Genomic DNA, 21,033 nt, shown 5'->3' on the forward strand with positions numbered 1-21,033 from the left:
CCACCGCCCAGCCGGCAAAATCATTGGCCGCCATCTTGGAAAACACCGCGCCGAAATCAACCTGGCCGTCACCGAGCGAGCGGAAGCGGCCGGCCCGGTTGACCCAGCCCTGGTAGCCGCCATAGACGCCCTGCCGCCCCGTCGGGTTGAACTCGGCATCCTTGACGTGGAACATCCGGATGCGATCCCTGTAGATGTCGATGTTGTCGAGATAGTCGAGGCACTGCAGCACATAGTGCGAGGGGTCGTAGAGCATGTTGGCGCGGGCATGGTTGCCGGTGCGCTCCAGAAACATCTCAAACGTGATGCCGTCGTGCAGGTCCTCGCCCGGATGGATCTCGTAGCAGATATCGACGCCGCAATCCTCGGCATGGTCGAGGATCGGTTTCCAGCGTTTCGCCAGTTCGTCGAACGCCGTTTCGACCAGGCCCGCAGGACGCTGCGGCCAGGGATAGACGAACGGCCAGGCGAGCGCGCCGGAAAAGCTCGCCATCGCATCGAGCCCCAAATTCTTCGAGGCCGTCAGCGCCAGCTTCACCTGCTCGACCGCCCATTGCTGCCTCGCCTTCGGGTTGCCGCGCACCTCCGGCACGGCAAAACCGTCGAACACCTCGTCATAGGCCGGATGCGTGGCGACCAGCTGGCCTTGCAGGTGGGTCGAAAGCTCGGTGATCTCCACACCGTTGTCACTCGCAATGCCGGCAAGCTCGTCGCAATAGGTTTTTGACGTCGCCGCCTTCTTCAGATCGATCAGCCTGCTATCCCAGGTCGGCACCTGCACGCCCTTGTAGCCGCAGTCGGAAGCCCACTTCGTGATGGACGCAAACGAGTTGAACGGTGCCGCATCCCCGGCAAACTGCGCCAGAAACAGGCCGGGGCCCTTGATCGTTTTCATGATTTTTCCTCGTCTAAGCTGCCGTGGCCAGGTTGGCGCCATGGTCAGGTGGCGCCGGGCACAGGGTTGGCCAGGCGCGATTTCGACCTGCAGAATGTTTGTGAAACGAAATGGCGCGCCCGACATGCGGGCGCGCCATGTTGATCAGAACGGAGAATCCGGGAAGTAGAACTGCTCGGCATTGTCCTTGGTCACCAGCGTGGCGTCGAGGATGTATTCGCCGCTCACCGGAACCTGATCATAGAACTTGGCGGCAGTCAGCTGCATGGCGGTTGCCACCATCGCCGGCGGATAGAGCACGTCGACCGGAACCATCTTGTCGCCGTCCATGACTTTCTTGATCATGTCCTTCGAGCCGGCGCCGGCGACGATATACTGGATATCCGTGCGCTTTGCCTGGCCGATAGCTTCGAGAACGCCGACGGCCATGTCGTCGTCCTGGCACCAGACCACGTCGATCTTCGGATACTTCGTCAGGTAGTCCTGCATGACGCGGAAGGCGTCGTCGCGGTTCCAGTTGCCGTATTGGCGATCGAGAACCTTGACGTTGGAGCCGGCGATACCCTTGTCGAAACCATCCTGGCGCTGCTGGTCGATCGGGATCGGCAGGCCGCGGATGACGACGACTTCGGCGTCCGGCGTCGTCTTCTTGATGTATTCGCCGGCGACCTGGCCGAGCGCCGGGTTGTTGCCGGCGACATAGAGATCGCGGATCGAACTGTCGTTGACCGACGGCGCGCGGTCGACGAGCGCGACGAAGGCGCCGGAATCCTTGACCTGCTGGATGGCGTTGACGAGCGGATCCGGATCCGACGGCAGGATGACCAGTGCATCGAGGCCCTGTACCGCGAGGTCCTGCACGGCATTTGCCTGTGTGGCGGCATCGGGCGAGGTCTTGACGATGACGTTCAGGCCCGGATGTTCCTGCATCAGCAGCTTGGCGACGCGCTCGGCGTGGAAGACGACGCCGGCCGTCCAGCCATGGTCGGCGGCCGGGATCGATACGCCGATCGTCACTTTCTTGTCTTGTGCCCAGGCGCCCGGTGCAGCGCCTGCAAATGCCGCCACGGCGGCGACGGTCAAACCGATAATTGTCCTACGCATAGTCTCCCTCCCAAGAGTTCCACGGGGCCTCGATTGCAATGAAACCGGGCTCGCCCCAATGGCCCGGTCAATTTTCAGGCGCGGCGCATCAGCGACCGCTGCACCAGCATGGCGATGATGATGATCGCACCTTGGATGGCGCCGATCAGATACTCGCTGACAAAATTCGAAAGCAGCATGATGTTGCCGACGATCTCCAGGATGAACGCGCCGCAGACCGTGCCCCAGACGCGACCGACGCCGCCCCTCAGAGCCGTGCCGCCGACGACCACCGCGGTGATTGCCTGCAATTCCCAGAGGATACCGGTGGTCGCCGACGTCGAGCCGAGACGCGGCACATAAAGAAGCACTGCAACGGCAACGCAAAGGCCCTGGATCACATAGGCGATCGTCCTGACGCGGTTGACCGAGATGCCCGAATAGCGCGCGACATCCTCGCTCGAACCGACAGCGACCACATGGCGGCCATAGCGGGTGCGATAGAGCACGAAGGCGGCAATCGCAGCGGTGGCGAAGATCACGATGATCGGCACGGGAATGCCGGCGACCGAGCCAAAGTAAACAGGCCGATAGATCTGCTGCAGCTCGCGGTCCTGCAGCGTGATCGCCCCGCCTTGCGACAGCCACGTCGTCAGCCCGCGATAGATACCCATGGTGCCGAGCGTGGCAATGAAGGGTTCGATCCTGCCGACAGTGGTGATGAGCCCGTTGACAAGTCCACAGGCAGCACCCAGTAGCAGAGTCAGCATTGCGGCGCAGATCAGCATCAGCACCGGATCGGCGATGACGCCGCTGTTCATGAACAGGATCATCAGGCTCGCGACGAAGGCGACCATCGAGCCAACGGAAAGATCGAGCCCGCCGGACGAAATCACATAGGTGGCGCCCAGCGCGATGATGGCGATGAAGGCGCTACGGGTGATGACGTTCAAAAGGTTGGCGACGGAGACAAAGTTCGGATTGGCGAAATAGCCAAGGATCAGCAGCAGTGCCAGCGCGACAAAGGGCGCAATGGCCGCCATGTCCCAGTCTCGTGACGTTCTCGGCGCCTTCTGCGTTTCGGTTGCAACATTCGTCATAGTCATGTCCCGCGCTTACGCGGCCTCCCCGGTATTGGCGCCTGTCGCAAGAACGACGATCTCGTTTTCGGTCATCCTGTCTCCCGTAACTTCGCCGACGATATGGCCCGCCCGCATGACCAGGATGCGATCGGAGATACCGATCAGTTCCGGCATTTCCGATGAGACGACGATGATCGACCGCCCCTCCTCCGCGAGCTTGGCGATGAATTTGTAGATCTGTTCCTTGTTGCCGATGTCGATGCCGCGCGTCGGCTCGTCGATGATGACGATCTCCGGATCCAGCATCATCATCTTGGCAAGCAGAAGCTTTTGCTGGTTGCCACCCGACAGCTGCCCGGCAAGGATATCCTTGCGGCCGGTTCGGATGTCGAACTCGCGGATCGCCGTGTCGAGCGCTTCGGTTTCTTGTCTGCCGTCGATCTGCAGGGTTTTGACAAACCTCGAAAGCGATGCCAGCGTCAGGTTAACCCGGAGGTCCTTGGTCAGCAACAGGCCTTTGCCCTTGCGGTCCTCGCTCAGATAGACCAGCCCGGCTTTCAGGCTTGCCTGAACGCTGGAGAAGTCGACCGGCCGGCCATGATGCCTGATCCTGCCATGGCCCGGACGAAGCCCGGTGATGCCTTCCATCAGTTCAGTGCGGCCGGCGCCGACAAGGCCGGCAAAGCCCAGGATCTCGCCCTTGCGCAGCTGAAAACTCGCATTGCGGGCAAAGCCCGGCACCGAAAAATCCTCGACCTCGAGCACGACGTCTCGTGCAGGCCCGCCATGCCGTTCGGGGTAGAGCTTTGCGACATCGCGTCCGACCATCAGCCGCGCCATGTCGGCCGGCTGCAATTCGCTGGCATCGTGGGCGGCCACGACCCGGCCGTCGCGCAGCACCGTCACCCGGTCGGCAATTTCCTTCACCTCGGGCAGGCGATGCGAAATGTAGAGCACGCCCACACCCTTGGCGCGGATATCCTTGATGACCTTGAGCAGCGCTTCGGTTTCATGTGGCGTCAGCGACGCCGTCGGTTCATCGAAGATCACCACCCGATGCGGTACCAGCAGCACCCGCGCGATCTGAACCAGTTGACGCTGGGCGATCGACAGCCGGCGCACGATGGTCTTCGGGTCGATTTCGGCACCGAGATCGCGGATCGCTCTGGCTGCGCCATCGTTCATGGCGCGGTCGTCGACGGTCAGCCCCTTGCGCAGTTCGCGACCGAGATAAATGTTCTGCGCCACCGTCAAATCCGGTGCGAGCAGGATTTCCTGGTGGACGAGGACGATGCCGGCCTCTTCGGCATCGACGGGACCGGAAAAATGCACAGACTTTCCGTCGATCGCAAGCTCGCCCCGGGTCGGCAAATGGTTGCCGGCCAGGATCTTCATCAGCGTGGATTTGCCGGCGCCGTTTTCGCCGATGATGGCGTGGACTTCGCCTGATCGCACGGACACATCGATGTCGCGTAGCACTTCGACGATACCAAACGTCTTGGAAACGCCCTTTGCCTGTAGCACAGGCGGCGCACTCTGGGATGTCGCAGCCGTCATATGGCGACCGCAATGGTCAAGCCATGCCACATGGGCTCGGCCGCCACGCCCCGTGCGCGGGCACGAACGCAACGAAATAATGTCATAAGAACTCCTCCGAAATCACTGCTAGCCCATTTTCTGAGGTACGTAAATCAGAATTTGTTTTGATCGATGCAGATTTGAAGCGCCAGCGGCGTGGCAGCCTCGAAGCGGAGCGCGAAACGAAGGAACAGCCCGGCCGGTTCAGGCCCGGACACCGAGACGAATGATCGATTTTCTTGGGAGTGATTCCCGCCCGCCTGGCACCGAACAGCCTGCAAATGGCTTGAGCCTTTGCGCATATTTCATGCTATCGCAGTGCGCTATGAATGAGAGTCCGTTTGCATCATGAGCACGAAGACCAGCGGTTACCTGTTCGCTTTCCTGGCGATCTGCATCTTTGCCGGCCAGGATGCGATTACCAAGTATCTTGGCGATCGTTACCCCGCACTCTTCATCACCATGATCCGGTTCTGGGCATTCGCGCTTTTCGTGTTTTGCTTCGCCGCAACGTCACCGGGCGGGATTCGTGGGGCCATTCAGACGCGCCGCCCCTGGCTGCAGATCGTCCGCGGTCTGTTGCTGGTTGCGGAAATCGTCATCATCGTCTTTTCCTATGTGCATGCCGGGCTCGCCATGAGTCAGTCGATCTTCCAGGCAACGCCGCTGATCATTACCGTCCTTTCGATACCGCTTCTCGGAGAGGCGGTCGGCTGGAGACGGGGGATGGCGGTCATGGTCGGCCTGATCGGCGTTCTGGTGATCATAAATCCGATCGACGTTCACTTCGACCTGTCGCTGCTGCTACCGCTTGCGGCAGCCGTGCTGTTTGCCCTCTACAGCATCGCCACCCGCGCCGTCAGTCACGAGGATTCGGCCGTCACGAGCCTGTTTTATGCCGGCGTCGCAGGCGCAGTCGCGATCTCATTGATTGGCCCATTCTATTGGACCGAAGTGCAGCCGTCCGACTGGTTCGCCCTTGCCGCGCTGTGCGTCTGCGGCACGCTTAGCCACTATTTTCTCATCAGAGCCTATGGGCTGCTACCGGCCGCAGAGGTGCAACCCGTCACCTATTTCCAACTGGTCCTCAATGTCATCATCGCTGTCGTCCTGTTCAACGAGATCGTGACGCTGAACATGGTGGCCGGTGCAGCCATCGTTGTCGGTGCTGGCCTTTTCACCATCTGGCGCGAGCATCAGTTGGCGAAGCGATCTTAAACTCTGACGAGTTGCACGCCCGACACGCGCTCGTCCTTTAAGGCTCCTCGACGGGGCGTGCTTCCGTCAGCCATTCAACGAGATCGGCAACCTTCCTGCGCGTCTCCACGCGGGCCGGATAGAGAGCGTAATAGCCGTAGCCGCTGTCGATGATGCGCGGGAACGGCGTCACCAGCTCGCCGTTTTGCAGGTCCTGCCTTGCAAGATAGAGGTCGCCCATCGTGACGCCGTAACCGCTTGCGGCAGCCGTCATCGCAAAATCCTGCGTGTCGAAGATCTGGTTGCGGGCGGCGCGAAAGTCATAGGCCCCTTCCGCCTGCAGCCACAATGTCCAGTCGCTTTGTCGCGGATTGGAGTGCAACAACACGCAAGCCGACAGGTTCTCGAGCGCCGCCGGATCGCCGAGCGTTTCGGCAACGGCCGGCGAGCACATCGGCGTCAGCTTTTCCGGAAGCAGCAGGAAAACATCCATGCCCGGCCAATGGCCGTTGCCGTAGGTGATCAGGAGATCGATGTCGCCGACGGTGAAGGTCGGGCGGGCAAACCATGCCGTGTCGATCGTAATGTTCAGGTCTTCGTGACGGCTCTGGAGTTCGGGCAACCGGGGCAACAACCAGCGCCGCGCGAAGGTCGGTGGCATTCTGATGGTGAGAGACCGGCTCTTCGTTCGCGTCGCCTCGAAGGAGTTGCGCAGCGAGACGAGCAATCCATTGACGATCGGCATGATCGCCGCGCCCTGCTCGGTGATCACCACCTTGCGGGTGTGGCGCTCAAAAAGACTGCAGCCGAAATAGTGTTCCAGTTGCTGGATCTGGCGGCTGATCGCACTCTGGCTGAGGTTGAGTTCCGTGGCTGCGGCCGTGAAGCTGCCGGTTTCCGCAACGATCGAGAATGTCTGGAGCGTCTGCAAGGGCGGCAAGCGATTCTGCTCGAATACCGGCTTCAAAGGGCTCCTCCGCGATGGCGACTGCGGCATTTAAACAGTCGCCATCGCGTTGGTAAAGCGCAGACTGGCGCGATCAGGCAAGAAGCGTGCGGAGCTCGGCGATGGCGCTTCTGACCTGTTGCGGAGCCGTTCCGCCCGGATGGTTGCGGCTGCCAACGGAGCCTTCCACGCTCAGCACCTCATAGACATCCTCACCGAGGGCCGGCGCGAAGGCCTGCATCTCGGCCAGAGGCATTTCGGAGAGCGTCGCCAGACCCTTCTCTCGCGCCAAGCCGACGATCGCCGCTACAGCGTGATGGGCATCGCGGAAAGGCCGGCCGGCGCGCACCAGATAGTCTGCCAGATCCGTCGCCGTGGAATACCCCTGTTCGGCAGCGGCCAGCATCTTCGGGGCACGCACCTTGATCGTCGGCAGCATCTGAGTGGTCACCGTGACGGCACCGCGCACATTCTCCAGCGTATCGGTGAGGGGAGGCTTAGATTCCTGCTGGTCCTTGTTGAAGGCCAGCGGCTGTGCCTTCATCAGCGCTGCCGATGTCGCCAGATTGCCGATGATGCGCGCCGCCTTGCCGCGCACCAGTTCGGCGAGATCGGGGTTGCGCTTCTGCGGCATGATCGAGGAACCGGTGCAGAACTGGTCGCCGACCTCGATGAAATCGAACATCGGGGTGCACCACAGGATGACTTCCTCGGAGAAGCGCGAGAGATGCCCCATGATGATGGCCCCGGCCGCGCAGATATCGACGACGTAGTCCCGATCGGATACGGCGTCGAGCGAGTTGCGAAACGCCCGGCTAAAACCGAGTTCCGCCGCACTATAGGCCGGGTCGATGGGGTAGCCAGTGCCGGCCAGTGCGGCCGCCCCGAGCGGCGAGACGTTCAGCCGCTCGCGCGCCTGCCTTACGCGTTCAAGGTCACGCAGGAACATCTCGGCATAGGCCATCATGTGATGGCCGAAGGTGACGGGTTGGGCGACCTGCAGATGGGTGAAGCCCGGCATGATGGTCTCGGCGTGGCGATCGGCGAGATCGACGAAAGCCAGCACCAGTGCCTTTAGCTCGGACGCGAGCGCATCCAGTTCGGCGCGGGCGTAAAGGCGGATGTCCGTTGCCACCTGGTCGTTGCGTGAACGCGCCGTATGCAATTTCTTGCCGGCGTCGCCGACGAGCGCCGTCAGGCGGCTTTCGACGTTCATGTGAACGTCCTCGAGCTCCTTCTTCCACACAAACGTGTCGGCGCGCATTTCGTCGGCGATCTGATCGAGGCCAACCTGGATCTGCTCGTTTTCCTCCGTGGTCAGGATGCCGGCTCGCGCCAGCATGTGCGCGTGGACCTTGGAGCCGGCGACATCATAAAGCGCGATGCGCTTGTCCTGGTCGAGGCATTCGTGGAAATCGCGGAAGTCTGTGGATACCGCTTCCTTAAAGAGCGGCGACCAGGTCGTCTCAGCCATCGTAGTCATCTTATCCTCTCGGCATTCTTGCGGTTGTTGTTACGCGGCCTGGCCGATCCAGCGTCAATGCAGCCACTGCAAAAGCTCCCGCGCATCGGTGCATGTGTCGAGCGTGAGGACGCGATCGCGCAGGCCATCAGCCTTCGCCCGCGGCAACACGGAGCTGGCCAGGTCGTCATATTTTCCGATCAGGCGGTCGTCGCTCAGCGGGTTCGCGGGGCTTCCAAGCGGGAAATCGATCGTCGTCCTCACATGTCGGCCGTCGCTCGTGGCGAGCGCGACCGCCGGTTCCGCCTCGTCAAGCATGGTCGGATCGACCCGGACGTCCATGCGCTGGAGCCACCGGTCAATGCCCGGGTCGCGCCAGGCGCGTTCCTCAAGTTCCGCGAGCGATACCTTGCCGTACTGAAGCCGCGCGGCGATCGCATAGGGAAGGCTCATCTGCGCCTGCGCGCGCGATGTCAGCACCTTGCCGCCGCACATGCCAAACTGGAAGCCGCTCATGTCGACAGTAATTGCGGCGACGTTTTCGCTTGCGAGTTCCAGATCGCCCATCAGCTTGTCGACCGCGTCGATCGCCGCATGAGTGCCGCGGCAGGTGGCATGCGGTTTGATCGAGCAACGCTCGATGCGCCAGTTTTCGCCGAAGCCGTGGACGAGCATCGCCGGATCCCCCTCGCCCCGACAAAAGGCCTGGAAGAAACTCCCCCAGGCGTCCACATCGAAAACATCGCCCGGCCCGACAAAGCCGCTGGCGGCGAGGCGCGCGGCGAGAAACCCGCCTTCCGCGGCCCGACCGGCATGAAGCTTCTTGGCCGGGCTGCCGTCGTGGATGAACGCCCATGTGCCACCGGCAAAGGAACAGGCAAGGCCGAGCGCCGAGTCGATGCGCTGCGCGTCAAAGCCGAGCAAGGTTCCGGCGGCGGCCGCCGCCCCGAAGGCGCCGCAGGTGCCGGTCGAATGCCATCCGAGGCCGTTATGCGTCTCGTAGCCGCCGGCGGCTTCCAGAACACGCCGGCCGACCTCGTACCCGATCAGCACGCTTTTCAGAAACTCCCTGCCATGAACGGGGCGCGTCATCTCGCCCAAGGCGGCGACAGCCGCCGGCAGCACGACTGCGCCGGAGTGATCGCATCCACCGCTGTCATCAAGTTCGAGGGCGTGGGCCGAAATGCCGTTGACGAGCGCGGCGGTGCGCGCATCGGTAAAAAGCGGCGTCCCCCAGATGAGTGAAGAACCGTTCGCCGCGCTCACCCCTGTTGCAGCAAGCGCCATGCGCGTCTCGGCCGACGCGGAGCCGGCGACTGCGACGCCGAAGGTATCGAGCACATGCTGCTTCGCTTTGCGGACGGTTGCTTGTGGAAAGTCGTCGAACGCCGTGGCTGCGATCTTGAGCGCCAGCGACTGAAGGATCGTGTCAGCCATTGGATTGCTGCTCCTGCAGGTAGGCATCGTAAACATGAAGGGGATGGGTTAGCGGCGGCGCGACACCGTTTTTGCGATGCCAGTCTGCGATCATGGCGCCGGTGGCGATCCAGACGTCGTCGAAGCCGCGGATATGGGCCAACAGGTCTTCGACGATGGAGATCCGTCCGGGCGTACCTGACCACTCCGGCCGGAGTTGCAGCACGTAGCAAAGGCCGAAGCGACGATAGGCATCGAACTCCGCGATCCAGTTGTGAAGGACACCGTCGTAAGACGGGATCCGGCTCTGCCCTTTCGGAAAGGCCGGGGTGAAATTGAACTGGAAGTAGGGCCGATCCTCCAGCTCAACGTGCACAGGGATCTCGACCAGGCGGGAGGGGTGCAGATAGGGAACGTCGTCGCCGTTGAGGGAGGCCGACCAATGGTACCCCGCCTCCAGCAACGATTGATCGAAGCCTCGTGGCCAGTTCCCGGCCGGGAGCCGGAACCCGGTGGGCGCTTTCCCCGAGAGCTGGCCGAGTGTTTCCCGTGACCGTTTCAGCAGATCCACCGACTGCGACGCCGACATGCGATCATGGCGTTCGAAGGCCCAGCCATGGCTTTCAAGATCGTGACCGGCGCCGGCGACTGCCTTCAGCAAACCGGTATGCTCTTCGGCGACCTGCCCCGGCGCAAACCAGCTGGCGGCGATATCGAAGGATGCGAAGGTCCGGCACAAGCGTTCCACGCCGCGCGCTGCACCGTACTTCCAGACGGAAAAACTCTTGCTGCGCTGGAGAAGGTCCGGGGCGGCCGCCACCGCATCCATCCCGTCGTCAAACAGCACCGAGATCAGTACCGCGCAGCGCTTGCCCTCGGGCCACATCGTTGTCGCCTGTTCGTTCATGCCGGCGTCCTTCCGATGTCTTGGCTGTGGCGATCGATCCACCAGCGCGCGATGTCGCCGCAACGGGCGGTCCAGACCGTATCGCCATGCGCGACAATCGCCCTGAAAAGCCCGTCGAGAATCGCGAGACGACCCGGCTTGGCGCAAACCTTGGGGTGGAGGATCGTGGTCCAGCACAGGCCTTCGCGGTGGTATCCTTCGAACTCCGCACGCCAGTTCTGCTCGACGGTCCGGTAGTCGGAGATCCGGTCGAGACCAACAGGGAAATCAGGCTCTTCCGTGTAGGCGAGCGCCGTATAATCATCGATGTCCCAGCGACCGGGAATTTCGACGAGACCCGGTTTCGCTGCTGCGCCAGGATGGAAATAGGGACGGTCGTCGCCGCGCATCGAGCTCGAATACAGAACACCGAAGGCGCGCAGCAGATCCGCAGTCTCGGCGCTCCAGTCGCCGGAGGGGGTGCGGAAGCCGATCGGCGTCACGCCCAGCCGCTCCTGAAAGATGGCACGCGAGCGCTCCATGATCGCGAGCTGCTGCTCACGAGTAAGATCGATGAAAACCTCGTGGCGATGGCCATGATAGGCGACTTCGTGCCCCTCGCGGACGATCCGCTCGCAGTGAGCGCCCCAATGCAAAACAACCCATGTAGGAATGAAGAAGGTGGCCTTGAGCTCGTAGGCCGATAGCAGATCGAGCAAGCGCGGCAGGGCCTTCCATGGCCCATAGGCGCCCTGCGAGAAATAGCGCGGGTTTAGAAGCAGCGAACCGTCGAGCATCGCGTCGCCCGTCGGACCGTCGACATCGAAGGCAAGCGCGACCGCGGATTGTTTTCCTGGCGGCCACAACGGGGCCAGACGATCGGCAGCAAAGTTAGTTTCGGTCAGCATGGTCTTTGTCCGGTTTTTGCCACCCCCGGCGGAAGCGCCGGGAGCGGTTTTCGCAAGACAAAGCTCTCCCGTTCCGGCGCTGGGGCCGGTTGAAAAGAAAAGAGCTTTGAAGGGTTTACTTCCCGCTTATCTCGGAGAGATCAGGTGCGCGAGCGGGAGATGACGGCTTACTTGACGCCGTTGATCACGGCCTTCGGCACGGCATTGTGCACAAGACCCCACTTCGTCAGCAGTTCGTTGTAGGTGCCATCCTTGATCAATTCGTCCAGAGCACCGGCGATAGCGTCGCGCAGCGCCGAATTGTCTTTCTTGAAGCCCATGCCGAACGTGTCGTTGCTCAGGAGCGGGTCGCCGACGAGCGTGAACGTGTCCGGCTCGACGCGCATCTGGTAGGCGATGGTTTCGATGCCCTGCACGACCGCATCGTAGCGACCCTGCTTCATGCCGAGGCGGGCGGCGTTGGAATCGGCCGTGCCTTCGAACTTGATCGCCGGCTTGCCCTTGCCCACGCAATTGGCCTCGCTCCAGCCGGTGACGTTTTCGCCGAAGCTGGTGCTGCGGCTGCCGGCCACCGTCTTGCCGCAGAGATCCTCCGGCTGCTTGTACTGCTCGGCACCGGCCTTCGTCGTGAACAGGATCGGGCCGCTCGTCAGGTAGTCGACGAAATCCATGCTCTCCTGACGTTTGACGTTGTCGCTCATGCCGGAGATGATCACGTCGCCGCGGCCGGTCTGAAGCCCGCTCTGCAATTCCTGGAAGGCAGAGGTGACGAACAGCGGGTTCAGCTTGAGCTTGGCCGCGATCGCCGTCGCCAGATCGACATCGAAACCGTCAAGCGTGCCCTTCTCCGGGTTGACGAATTCCATCGGCGGATAGATCGGATTGGTCAGGATGCGAAGCTCGCCGTCGTTGACCAGGTTGAGCTTGGTCTCGGCCGAAGCGACGCCTGCGGAAAGAAGCGCCAGCGCAGACACGGCCACTCTTAGAAATTTCATGTCATTCTCCTCTTGAGGTTATTTTTCGTTGTCAAAGCACCGCAGAGATGAAGCTCTTCACTCTGGGATTGGTCGGATTCTCCAGGATCTCCGCGGGCGTTCCGGTTTCGATGATCCGGCCTGCGTCCATGAACACCACCCGGTCCGCCACCTCGCGGCAGAAGCCGAGTTCGTGAGTAACGACGATCATCGTCGTGCCCGTGGCAGCCAGTTCCTTCATGACGCCAAGCACTTCGCCGACCAGTTCGGGATCGAGCGCCGACGTCGGCTCGTCGAACAGCATCGCCTTCGGCTTCATCGCCAGCGCCCGAGCAATTGCCACACGCTGCTGCTGGCCGCCGGACAGTTCGCCCGGATAGGCGTCCGCCTTTTGGGCCAGGCCGACGCGCTTCAACAGGGCACGCGCTTCCTCGGCGCATTGCTGCTTCGGGCGTCTCTGGACGCCAACCGGGCCTTCGATGATGTTTTCGAGCACGGTGCGGTGCGGGAAGAGATGAAAACGCTGGAAGACCATGCCAACGGACTGGCGCTGGCGCGCGACGTCGCGGTCGGACAGCGGATAGAGGTGATTTCCGTCACGGCGGTAGCCCGCAATCTCGCCATCGACGCTCACATAGCCGCCTTCGATGCTTTCGAGCTGATTGATGCAGCGCAGGAACGTGCTCTTGCCGGAGCCGGACGGACCGATGATGCAGACGACTTCGCCCTTGCGGATGCTGAAATCGATGTCCTGGAGCACATGGAAGGTGCCGAAGTATTTCTGGAGGCCATGGGCTACGATAAGCGCTTCCATCAGACGGCCTCCTCGATGGTGGCCGGCGGAGCCGGGGCGGTTTCTTTGCGACCGGTAGCTCCCCATCCCTTGGAGAAATAGCGCTCGATATACATCTGCCCGATGCTGAGGACCGTGACCACGGCCATGTACCAGATGGCGGCAACGATCAGCAGCTCGATGACGCGCGAATTGACATAGTAAATGTCCTCCACGCTGCGCAGCATCTCGGAATACTGGATGACGCTGGCAAGCGAGGTCAGCTTGACCATGCCGATCGTCTCGTTGCCGATCGGCGGCACGATGACACGCATCGCCTGCGGCAGCACGATCTTCAGTGTCGCACGTAGCTTGGTCATGCCGATCGACAGGGCCGCCTCAGTCTGCCCCTTGTCGATGGAGAGAATGCCGGCGCGCACGACTTCGGCCGTATAGGCACCCTGCTGGATCCCCAGGCCGAGAAAGGCAGCGACGAAAGGCGTCATCACGTCGACGGTGCGCAGCGAAAACAGACCGGGGATGCCGATGGTCGGGAAGATCAGCGCCAGATTGAACCACAGGAGCAATTGTAGCAGCGCCGGCGTACCGCGAAACAGCCAGATATAGCCGACGGAAACACTTCTCAGAACCGGATTGTCGGACATGCGCATGACCGCGGCGAGCACGCCGAGCAGAATGCCAAGCGCCATGGCGCAGAATGTCATGATGATCGTGTTGACCACGCCGGCCATCACGGCCTTCGAGAACAGGTTTTCTCCGACATAGCTCCAGGCGATATCGCCGAGCCAAAAGGCCCTCACAAGCAGGACCAGCATTGTGATGAATACGAGGGCCAGTATCTTCGTGCCGATCTTGTGCCGCGGCACGACGACAAACTGGCCCGGGTCGGCAAGTCTGGTATCGCTCATGGAGGTTCCCCGAAGCTTCGCGCTTCACTGTTGTTCTGGATTGGGGGCAGCCTAGTCCTGACGGCTCGCCCTGTGCAAACGAGATATCGACATGCAATTCATGCGTTGAATGCATAAATCGCCACCCGGTACTGCCGCCGGACGGATTTCCTTGGAAACCTGCCAGGAGCAAGGCAGGGCTGATCTCCCGCTTCCTTGCCGATAGCCGTGTGTTTCCTTGAGAACAACCTGTCGCTTGGTTATAACGGCGCCGTTTTAGAGCTTGCGGCCAGACATTGGTTGATCCCGCCCTGAGGGGCAGTAAAACTTTACTAAAATCGATTTCGGAACTTGGGCGGATGTGACATAGTCGCCCGATGACAACAATGGAATGACGGCATGGTCACTATCAAGGAAATCGCCAAGAGCGTTGGCGTGTCGTCGGCCACGGTGTCGAGGGTACTCAACTACGACCCGGCCCTGTCCATCTCGCCCGCCAAGCGCCAGGCGATCATCGAGACGGCCGAGGCACTGAACTACGAGACCCCGCGCAATCGCAACAAGGCCAACGGACAGGCTGCCCCCAGCCTTCTGACCAAGCTTGTCATCGTGCATTTTCTCGAGCCGTCGGATGAGATTGCCGATCCCTATTATGTCGGTGTGCGACTTGGCATCGAAAGCCGCTGCCGCGACCTGAGAACGGAGATCGTCAAGGTCTTCCACTCCGATGCTCTCCCCGAAGCGTCCCTGCTTGAAAGCGCATCGGGCGTGATCGTCATCGGCAAGCACTCGGACAACGAGATTGCATGGCTGAACGAGCATGCCCGCCACGTCGTTTTTGCCGATTTCGACCCCCGGAGCGACCGGCTGGACAGCGTGTTCTCCGACGTCGGCCTCGCCACCCGGAAGATCCTCGACGCCTTGAAATCCAGCGGATACAGGCGCATCGGCTTTATCGGCAGCCACGAAAATCTGAATGGCGCTGTCCAGCATTTCGCCGAGCGCAGATGTGCGGCCTATATCGACTGGCAGACGAAGAACGGCACCTTCGCGCCTGAGCTGCTGGCGCTCTCCGATTGCTCGTCGGGTCAGAGCCTTCGGCTCGACACCGGCTACCGTCTCGCACGCGAACTGCTTTCGCTCTCCGACCGGCCGGATGTGATCGTGACATCCAACGACAACATGGCGATAGGCACCTACAGGGCGATCCAGGAATTCGGCCTTTCGATCCCGGACGACATTGGCGTCATCTCCTTCAACGATATCCCGGTCGCGCAGTTCCTGACGCCATCGCTGACGACGGTGCGCATCCATGGCGAGCATATCGGCGAGACGGCCGTCGATCTGTTGCTCGAACGCCTTTCCGGCCGCAGCTACGGCAAGCAGGTGCGCATCTCCACCGAACTCGTTTGGCGCGACAGCTGCCGCAAACCGCAGGAATCCTAGGCATCGAGAAGCGGTTTCGCGGCGGTGATAAATATTTACTAAATCTTCCTTGCGTGTTGCCTGAATTTCGGTAACTGTTGCGTGGACGGCAGGAGAGGAGAACCTGCCCTCAGCAAGTTTCTAGGGAGGAAACGATGTACCGCAAAACGATACTGTCGCGCGTTTCGGCTGGCGCGTTCGCCGCAGCAAGCCTGCTTGCGTCCACCGCCGCCTTTGCCGGTGAGGTCACGGTCTGGTGTTGGGATCCCAACTTCAACGTTGCGATCATGAAGGAAGCCGCGGCGCGCTATAGCGCAAAGCATCCCGAAACGACCTTCAACATCGTCGACTTCGCCAAGGCCGATGTCGAGCAGAAGCTGCAGACGGCGCTGTCGTCGGGCACAACCGACGCCCTGCCCGACATCGTGCTGATCGAGGACTATGGCGCGCAGAAATACCTTCAGTCTTTCCCCGGCGCCTTCGCCGAGCTTTCCAGCAAGGTCGATTTCTCCGGCTTCGCGCCTTACAAGGTTCAGCTGATGACGATGGACGGCGCCGTTTACGGCATGCCGTTCGATTCCGGCGTCACCGGCCTCTACTACCGCAAGGATTATCTGGAGCAGGCCGGCTTCAAGCCCGAGGATATGCAGGACCTGACCTGGGACCGTTTCATCGAGATCGGCAAGCAGGTCGAAGCCAAGACCGGCAAGAAGATGCTCGGTCTCGACATCAACGACGCTGGCTTCATCCGCATCCTGATGCAGTCTGCCGGCGGCTGGTATTTCGACAAGGACGGCACGCTGTCGATCGAAAACAATGCGGCCCTGAAGGCAGCGCTTCAGACCGAGCAGAAGATCCTGCAGGCCAATATTCACAAGCCCGCTGCCGGTTGGACCGAATGGGTGGCGTCCTTCACCTCTGGCGATGTGGCCACCGTGACGACGGGCGTGTGGATTACCGGCACCGTCAAGGCCCAGGCCGATCAATCCGGCAAATGGGGCGTGGCCCCCATTCCGAAGCTTGATGTCGAGGGTGCATCCCATGCTTCCAACCTTGGCGGCTCCAGCTGGTACGTGACCGCAAGCTCCGCCGAGAAAGACGAAGCCATCGATTTCCTCAACGAGGTCTATGCCAAGGATGTCGACTTCTATCAGAAGATCCTGACGGAACGTGGTGCCGTCGGCTCGTTGATGGCAGCGCGCAACGGCCCGGCCTATTCCGAAGCCGACGCTTTCTTCGGCGGCGAGAAGGTCTGGCAGAACTTCTCCGACTGGCTGGCGAAGGTTCCGGCGGTCAACTACGGCGTCTTCACCAACGAGGTGGACACGGCAGTAACGGCGCATCTGCCGTCGCTTGGCCAGGGTGCGCCCATCGACGACGTCTTGAAAGCCGTCGACAGCCAGGCCCAGGGCCAGATCCAGTAGCGATCCAAAGGCAGGCGGCATCCGCCTGCCCTCTTCGCTGGAGCGGCATGCGACCAATGCGTCGCATGCCTTCCGCACCGTCATCCCATTTATCGAGGGCATCCCATGGCTGCCGGCAAAACAGGCGGTTTGAAGCGCTATTACGACCTGAACGGCTGGCTGTTCGTCGCTCCGTCCTTGCTTCTCATCGCGATCTTCCTCGTCTACCCGATCTTGCGCTCCCTTTATCTGTCCTTCTTCTCGGGCAAGGGCATGATGATGAAGTTTGCCGGCTTCGGAAACGTGGTGCGGCTATGGAACGATCCCGTCTTCTTTCAGGCGCTGACGAATACCGTCACCTTCTTTATCGTTCAGGTGCCGATCATGATCACGCTGGCGCTGATGCTCGCCTCGGTCCTGAACAACGACAAGCTGAAGTTCATCGGCTTTTTCCGCACCGCCATTTTCCTGCCCTGCGTCGCCTCGCTGGTGGCCTATTCCGTGCTGTTCAAAAGCATGTTCTCCGTTGACGGCGTCGTGAACTCAGCGCTTCTGGCGATCGGTCTGATCTCGACCCCGATCGGCTGGCTGACGGAGCCTTTCTGGGCCAAGGTGCTCGTCATCCTCGCCATCACCTGGCGCTGGACCGGCTACAACATGATCTTCTACCTGGCCGCGCTGCAGAACGTCGACAAGTCGATCTACGAGGCCGCGAAGATAGATGGCGTGCCCGCCTGGGCCCGCTTCGTCTACATCACCGTTCCGATGTTGAAGCCGGTGATCCTGTTTACGACGATCATCTCGACCATCGGCACGATCCAGCTGTTCGACGAGGTCTACAACCTGACCGAGGGGCGCGGCGGCCCGGCCAATGCGACGCTGACCCTCTCGCTCTATATCTACAACCTCACCTTCCGCTTCATGCCGAGCTTCGGTTACGCGGCAACCATTTCCTACGTCATCGTCATCATGGTGGCGCTTCTGTCCTTCCTCCAGTTCTACGCTGCGAGGGACCGGTCATGAACGTCTCGCGCCTTGCAACAACCGCGCTGCAATACGTCTTCCTGGGGACGGCAGCCTTCCTGTCGATTTTCCCGTTTATCTGGATGGTGATCAGCTCGACCAACAGGTCTATCGACATCATTGGCGGCCGAACCGGCATCGGCGATGCCTTCGGCACCAATGTCGCCAATTTCTTCGCACAGGTCGACGTGCCGCTGGTTTTCTGGAACTCAACCAAGCTTGCTGTGCTTGCGACGCTGTTGACGATCGTCGTGTCGTCGCTTGCCGGCTACGGTTTCGAGATGTTCAGGTCAAAGGCACGCGATCGCATCTACGCGCTTGTGCTTCTGACGCTGATGGTGCCGTTTGCAGCGCTGATGATCCCGCTGTTCATGATGATGGCGAGAAGCGGCCTCATCAACACGCACATTGCGATCATGCTGCCGACGATCGCATCCGCCTTCATCATCTTCTACTTCCGCCAGTCCACCAAGGCCTTTCAGACGGAGCTTCGCGACGCGGCCAAGGTCGATGGCCTCAAGGAATGGCAGATCTTTCTCTACATATACATTCCGGTGATGCGCTCCACCTACGCGGCCGCCTTCGTCATCGTCTTCATGACCAACTGGAACAACTACCTCTGGCCGCTCATCGTCCTCCAGTCGAACGAGACGAAGACGATCACCCTCGTCGTCTCCTCGCTCGCGTCCGCCTATTACCCCGACTACGGCGTGGTCATGATCGGCACGATCCTCGCCACCCTCCCCACCCTTCTCGTCTTCTTCGTCATGCAGCGCCAGTTCGTGCAGGGCATGCTCGGTTCAGTGAAATAGGAACGTCGTCAATGCGCATTACTGAAAACTTCAACGCCAATTGGGTCTTTCGCGACGGCTTCGAGCTGGCGCATGTTCACGCGCTTCAGACGGGCGAAACCGTGCGCCTGCCGCATAGCGCCGTCGAGCTGCCCTATAACTATTTCGACGAGACGGACTACCAGAAGCCGTTCACCTATCAGAAGCGCTTCGACTGGCGTGCCGAGTTCGAAGGTCGCGAAGTGTCGCTCGTCTTCGATGCCGCCATGGCCGACAGCGTCGTCTATCTGAACGGCAAGCAAATCATTGCGCACAAGGATGGCTACACTCCCTTCGAGGCGCGTTTGACGCCGCATCTGGTGCGTGGCGAAAACCTGATCACAGTCAAGATCGACGGCTCCGAGAACCCCGAAATACCGCCGTTCGGCGGCCAGATCGACTATCTCTGCTATGCCGGAATCTACCGTGACGTCTGGCTGAAAGTAACAAGCCCGATCTCGATCGCCAATGTGAAGATAGAGACGCCGGATGCGCTTGCCGAGACGAAGTCCGTCACCGCGCGCGTCTTCCTTGCCAATCCGCAGCAGCACGCCTTGACCGGCACGCTTGCTGCCAAGATCCGCCGCAAGGGTGGTGGTGACGTTGCGGCCGCCTCGATCAAGGTCGATGGCAACGAGGTGATGTTCACTTTCCCCGATCTCACGGACATCGAACTCTGGGATATCGACAATCCGGTGCTCTATGCCCTGTCGCTCAAGCTCGAGACCGAACACGGCGAAGATGTGCTGACCCAGCGCTTCGGGTTCCGCACGGCGCTCTTCACGCCGGAGGGCTTCCAGCTGAACGGCAGGCCGTTGAAGCTGCGCGGATTGAACCGTCACCAGGCTTTCCCGCACACCGGCTACGCGATGGGTCGGCGCGCACAGGAGAAAGATGCTGACATCCTGAAGCATGAGCTCGCCTGCAATATCGTGCGCACGTCGCACTATCCGCAGTCGAAGTGGTTTATCGAGCGCTGCGACGAGATCGGCCTGCTCGTGTTCGAGGAAATCCCCGGATGGCAGCATATCGGCGGTGAAGCCTGGCAAAAGGAATCGATCAAAAACGTGCGCCGCATGATCGAGCGCGACTGGAATCATCCCTCGATCATCATCTGGGGCGTTCGCATCAACGAAAGCCAGGACAACCACGCTTTCTACGCTGAGACGAACCGTCTCGCCCGTAAGCTTGACCCCACCCGCCAGACCGGCGGCGTGCGCTTCATCACCAATTCGGAACTGCTCGAAGACGTCTACACGATGAACGACTTCATTCTCGGCAACGAAGAGCTGCCGGGCAACAATCGTGGGCGTGTGGTGTTGCGCGATCGCGTCGAGACGACGGGCATTACCCGGCCCATTCCCTACATGATCACCGAATACAACGGCCACATGTATCCGACCAAGCGTTTCGACCAGGAACAGCGCCAGGCAGAGCACGTGACGCGCCACCTGCTGATCCTCAACGCCGTTGCCGGCGACCCGGACATCTCCGGCTCCACCGGCTGGTGCATGTTCGATTACAACACCCACAAGGACTTCGGCGCCGGTGACCGCATCTGCTACCACGGCGTGCTCGACATGTACCGGATCCCGAAACTCGCCGCCTATGCCTATAGCTCGCAAGGGGACCCCAAGGACAATGTCGTGCTTCAGCCGGTCACCTTCTGGGCGCGCGGCGAACGCAATATCGGCGGTGTGCTGCCGCTGATCGTGCTGACGAACTGCGACTATGTCGAAGTGAAGTTTGGCGAATGGCCGGCAAAGCGCATTTATCCGGACAGGGAAAATTACCCGCATCTGCCGCACCCCCCCGTCGTGCTCGATCTGCGCAGCGTGACACCGGAAGAATTCGGCACCTGGGGCCGGGTCTGGCGCGAGGGGTCCTTTACCGGCTATGTCGACGGAAAGCCCGTGAAGACGCTGACGCTGCCGGCCGATCCCGTCCCGGCAACGCTCGAAGTCATCGCCGACGACACGGAGCTTCGCGCTGGCGAAAATGATGCCGTACGTGTGGTGGTGCGCGCCCTCGACCAATGCGGCAACCTGCTCCCCTATTTCGAGGAGCCGGTCATGCTGTCACTCGAAGGTCAGGGCAGGATCATCGGTCCGTCCGAGCACACGCTGAAGGGCGGCGCCACAGGCTTCTGGGTCGAGGCCGGTGAGGCCAAGGGCAAGCTTGAGTTGACGGTGAAGAGCCGCCGCTTCGACACCCAGTCCATCACCTTTACCGTCAACTGAGTAGT

At 61.2% G+C, this 21,033-nt stretch carries 18 protein-coding genes; 6 read left to right on the forward strand and 12 right to left on the reverse strand.

Annotation, left to right across the window (positions count from 1 at the left end):
• From BLJAPNOD_RS20780 to BLJAPNOD_RS20795, 4 genes are all read right to left on the reverse strand, one after another.
• A partial coding sequence (locus BLJAPNOD_RS20780) for a sugar phosphate isomerase/epimerase (protein ID WP_147294566.1) occupies window positions 1-895 on the reverse strand: 895 nt, incomplete at its 3' end.
• Window positions 896-1,039: 144 nt separating this feature from the next.
• Window positions 1,040-1,999, reverse strand: a complete 960-nt coding sequence (locus BLJAPNOD_RS20785) for a substrate-binding domain-containing protein (protein ID WP_077498022.1) — start codon at window positions 1,997-1,999, stop codon at window positions 1,040-1,042.
• Between the two features lie 74 nt (window positions 2,000-2,073).
• The gene (locus BLJAPNOD_RS20790) at window positions 2,074-3,078 is read right to left on the reverse strand and encodes an ABC transporter permease (RefSeq protein WP_115421000.1); all 1,005 of its coding nucleotides are present in this window, start codon (window positions 3,076-3,078) and stop codon (window positions 2,074-2,076) included.
• Between the two features lie 15 nt (window positions 3,079-3,093).
• A complete protein-coding gene (locus BLJAPNOD_RS20795; protein ID WP_077504705.1) occupies window positions 3,094-4,617 on the reverse strand; it encodes a sugar ABC transporter ATP-binding protein in 1,524 nt (507 codons plus the stop codon).
• A gap of 369 nt (window positions 4,618-4,986) precedes the next feature.
• Here BLJAPNOD_RS20795 and BLJAPNOD_RS20805 point away from each other — a divergent pair, with 369 nt between their 5' ends.
• Window positions 4,987-5,856 (forward strand): DMT family transporter, encoded by an 870-nt coding sequence (locus BLJAPNOD_RS20805; protein WP_115421002.1) that lies wholly within the window; start codon window positions 4,987-4,989, stop codon window positions 5,854-5,856.
• 37 nt (window positions 5,857-5,893) lie between these two features.
• On the opposite strand, the gene BLJAPNOD_RS20810 is transcribed toward BLJAPNOD_RS20805, so the two are convergent.
• From BLJAPNOD_RS20810 to BLJAPNOD_RS20845, 8 genes are all read right to left on the reverse strand, one after another.
• Window positions 5,894-6,802: a LysR substrate-binding domain-containing protein gene (locus BLJAPNOD_RS20810; protein WP_077504702.1), complete on the reverse strand. Its 909-nt coding sequence runs from the start codon at window positions 6,800-6,802 to the stop codon at window positions 5,894-5,896.
• 73 nt (window positions 6,803-6,875) lie between these two features.
• Window positions 6,876-8,255 (reverse strand): argininosuccinate lyase, encoded by a 1,380-nt coding sequence (gene argH, locus BLJAPNOD_RS20815; protein WP_244610984.1) that lies wholly within the window; start codon window positions 8,253-8,255, stop codon window positions 6,876-6,878.
• Between the two features lie 63 nt (window positions 8,256-8,318).
• Window positions 8,319-9,680 carry an MmgE/PrpD family protein gene (locus BLJAPNOD_RS20820; protein ID WP_115421003.1) on the reverse strand — a complete coding sequence of 454 codons (1,362 nt, stop codon included), beginning with the start codon at window positions 9,678-9,680 and terminating at the stop codon, window positions 8,319-8,321.
• The gene (locus BLJAPNOD_RS20825) at window positions 9,673-10,566 is read right to left on the reverse strand and encodes a polysaccharide deacetylase family protein (RefSeq protein WP_115421004.1); all 894 of its coding nucleotides are present in this window, start codon (window positions 10,564-10,566) and stop codon (window positions 9,673-9,675) included. Before BLJAPNOD_RS20825 ends, BLJAPNOD_RS20820 begins: the two co-directional genes overlap by 8 nt.
• The gene (locus BLJAPNOD_RS20830) at window positions 10,563-11,453 is read right to left on the reverse strand and encodes a polysaccharide deacetylase (RefSeq protein ID WP_115421005.1); all 891 of its coding nucleotides are present in this window, start codon (window positions 11,451-11,453) and stop codon (window positions 10,563-10,565) included. Before BLJAPNOD_RS20830 ends, BLJAPNOD_RS20825 begins: the two co-directional genes overlap by 4 nt.
• A 167-nt stretch (window positions 11,454-11,620) precedes the next feature.
• Entirely contained in the window at window positions 11,621-12,448 is an 828-nt protein-coding gene (locus BLJAPNOD_RS20835; RefSeq protein WP_115421006.1) for an ABC transporter substrate-binding protein, read from the reverse strand.
• 31 nt (window positions 12,449-12,479) lie between these two features.
• Window positions 12,480-13,241: an amino acid ABC transporter ATP-binding protein gene (locus BLJAPNOD_RS20840; RefSeq protein ID WP_115421007.1), complete on the reverse strand. Its 762-nt coding sequence runs from the start codon at window positions 13,239-13,241 to the stop codon at window positions 12,480-12,482.
• Window positions 13,241-14,128: an amino acid ABC transporter permease gene (locus tag BLJAPNOD_RS20845; RefSeq protein WP_115421008.1), complete on the reverse strand. Its 888-nt coding sequence runs from the start codon at window positions 14,126-14,128 to the stop codon at window positions 13,241-13,243. Before BLJAPNOD_RS20845 ends, BLJAPNOD_RS20840 begins: the two co-directional genes overlap by 1 nt.
• Before the next feature lie 378 nt (window positions 14,129-14,506).
• Here BLJAPNOD_RS20845 and BLJAPNOD_RS20850 point away from each other — a divergent pair, with 378 nt between their 5' ends.
• From BLJAPNOD_RS20850 to BLJAPNOD_RS20870, 5 genes are all read left to right on the forward strand, one after another.
• The gene (locus tag BLJAPNOD_RS20850; protein ID WP_115421009.1) at window positions 14,507-15,553 is read left to right on the forward strand and encodes a LacI family DNA-binding transcriptional regulator; all 1,047 of its coding nucleotides are present in this window, start codon (window positions 14,507-14,509) and stop codon (window positions 15,551-15,553) included.
• A gap of 134 nt (window positions 15,554-15,687) precedes the next feature.
• Window positions 15,688-16,956: a sugar ABC transporter substrate-binding protein gene (locus BLJAPNOD_RS20855; protein WP_077504693.1), complete on the forward strand. Its 1,269-nt coding sequence runs from the start codon at window positions 15,688-15,690 to the stop codon at window positions 16,954-16,956.
• 105 nt (window positions 16,957-17,061) lie between these two features.
• Window positions 17,062-17,958, forward strand: a complete 897-nt coding sequence (locus BLJAPNOD_RS20860; RefSeq protein ID WP_077504692.1) for a sugar ABC transporter permease — start codon at window positions 17,062-17,064, stop codon at window positions 17,956-17,958.
• Entirely contained in the window at window positions 17,955-18,770 is an 816-nt protein-coding gene (locus BLJAPNOD_RS20865) for a carbohydrate ABC transporter permease (RefSeq protein WP_077504691.1), read from the forward strand. The genes BLJAPNOD_RS20860 and BLJAPNOD_RS20865 overlap by 4 nt, the downstream gene beginning before the upstream one ends.
• Window positions 18,771-18,781: 11 nt before the next feature.
• Complete coding sequence (locus BLJAPNOD_RS20870; protein ID WP_115421010.1) at window positions 18,782-21,028, forward strand: glycoside hydrolase family 2 TIM barrel-domain containing protein; 2,247 nt, start codon at window positions 18,782-18,784, stop codon at window positions 21,026-21,028.
• The last annotated feature ends 5 nt before the right edge of the window (window positions 21,029-21,033 follow it).

Source organism: Ensifer sp. M14, from assembly GCF_003355565.1.
Lineage (GTDB): Bacteria > Pseudomonadota > Alphaproteobacteria > Rhizobiales > Rhizobiaceae > Ensifer.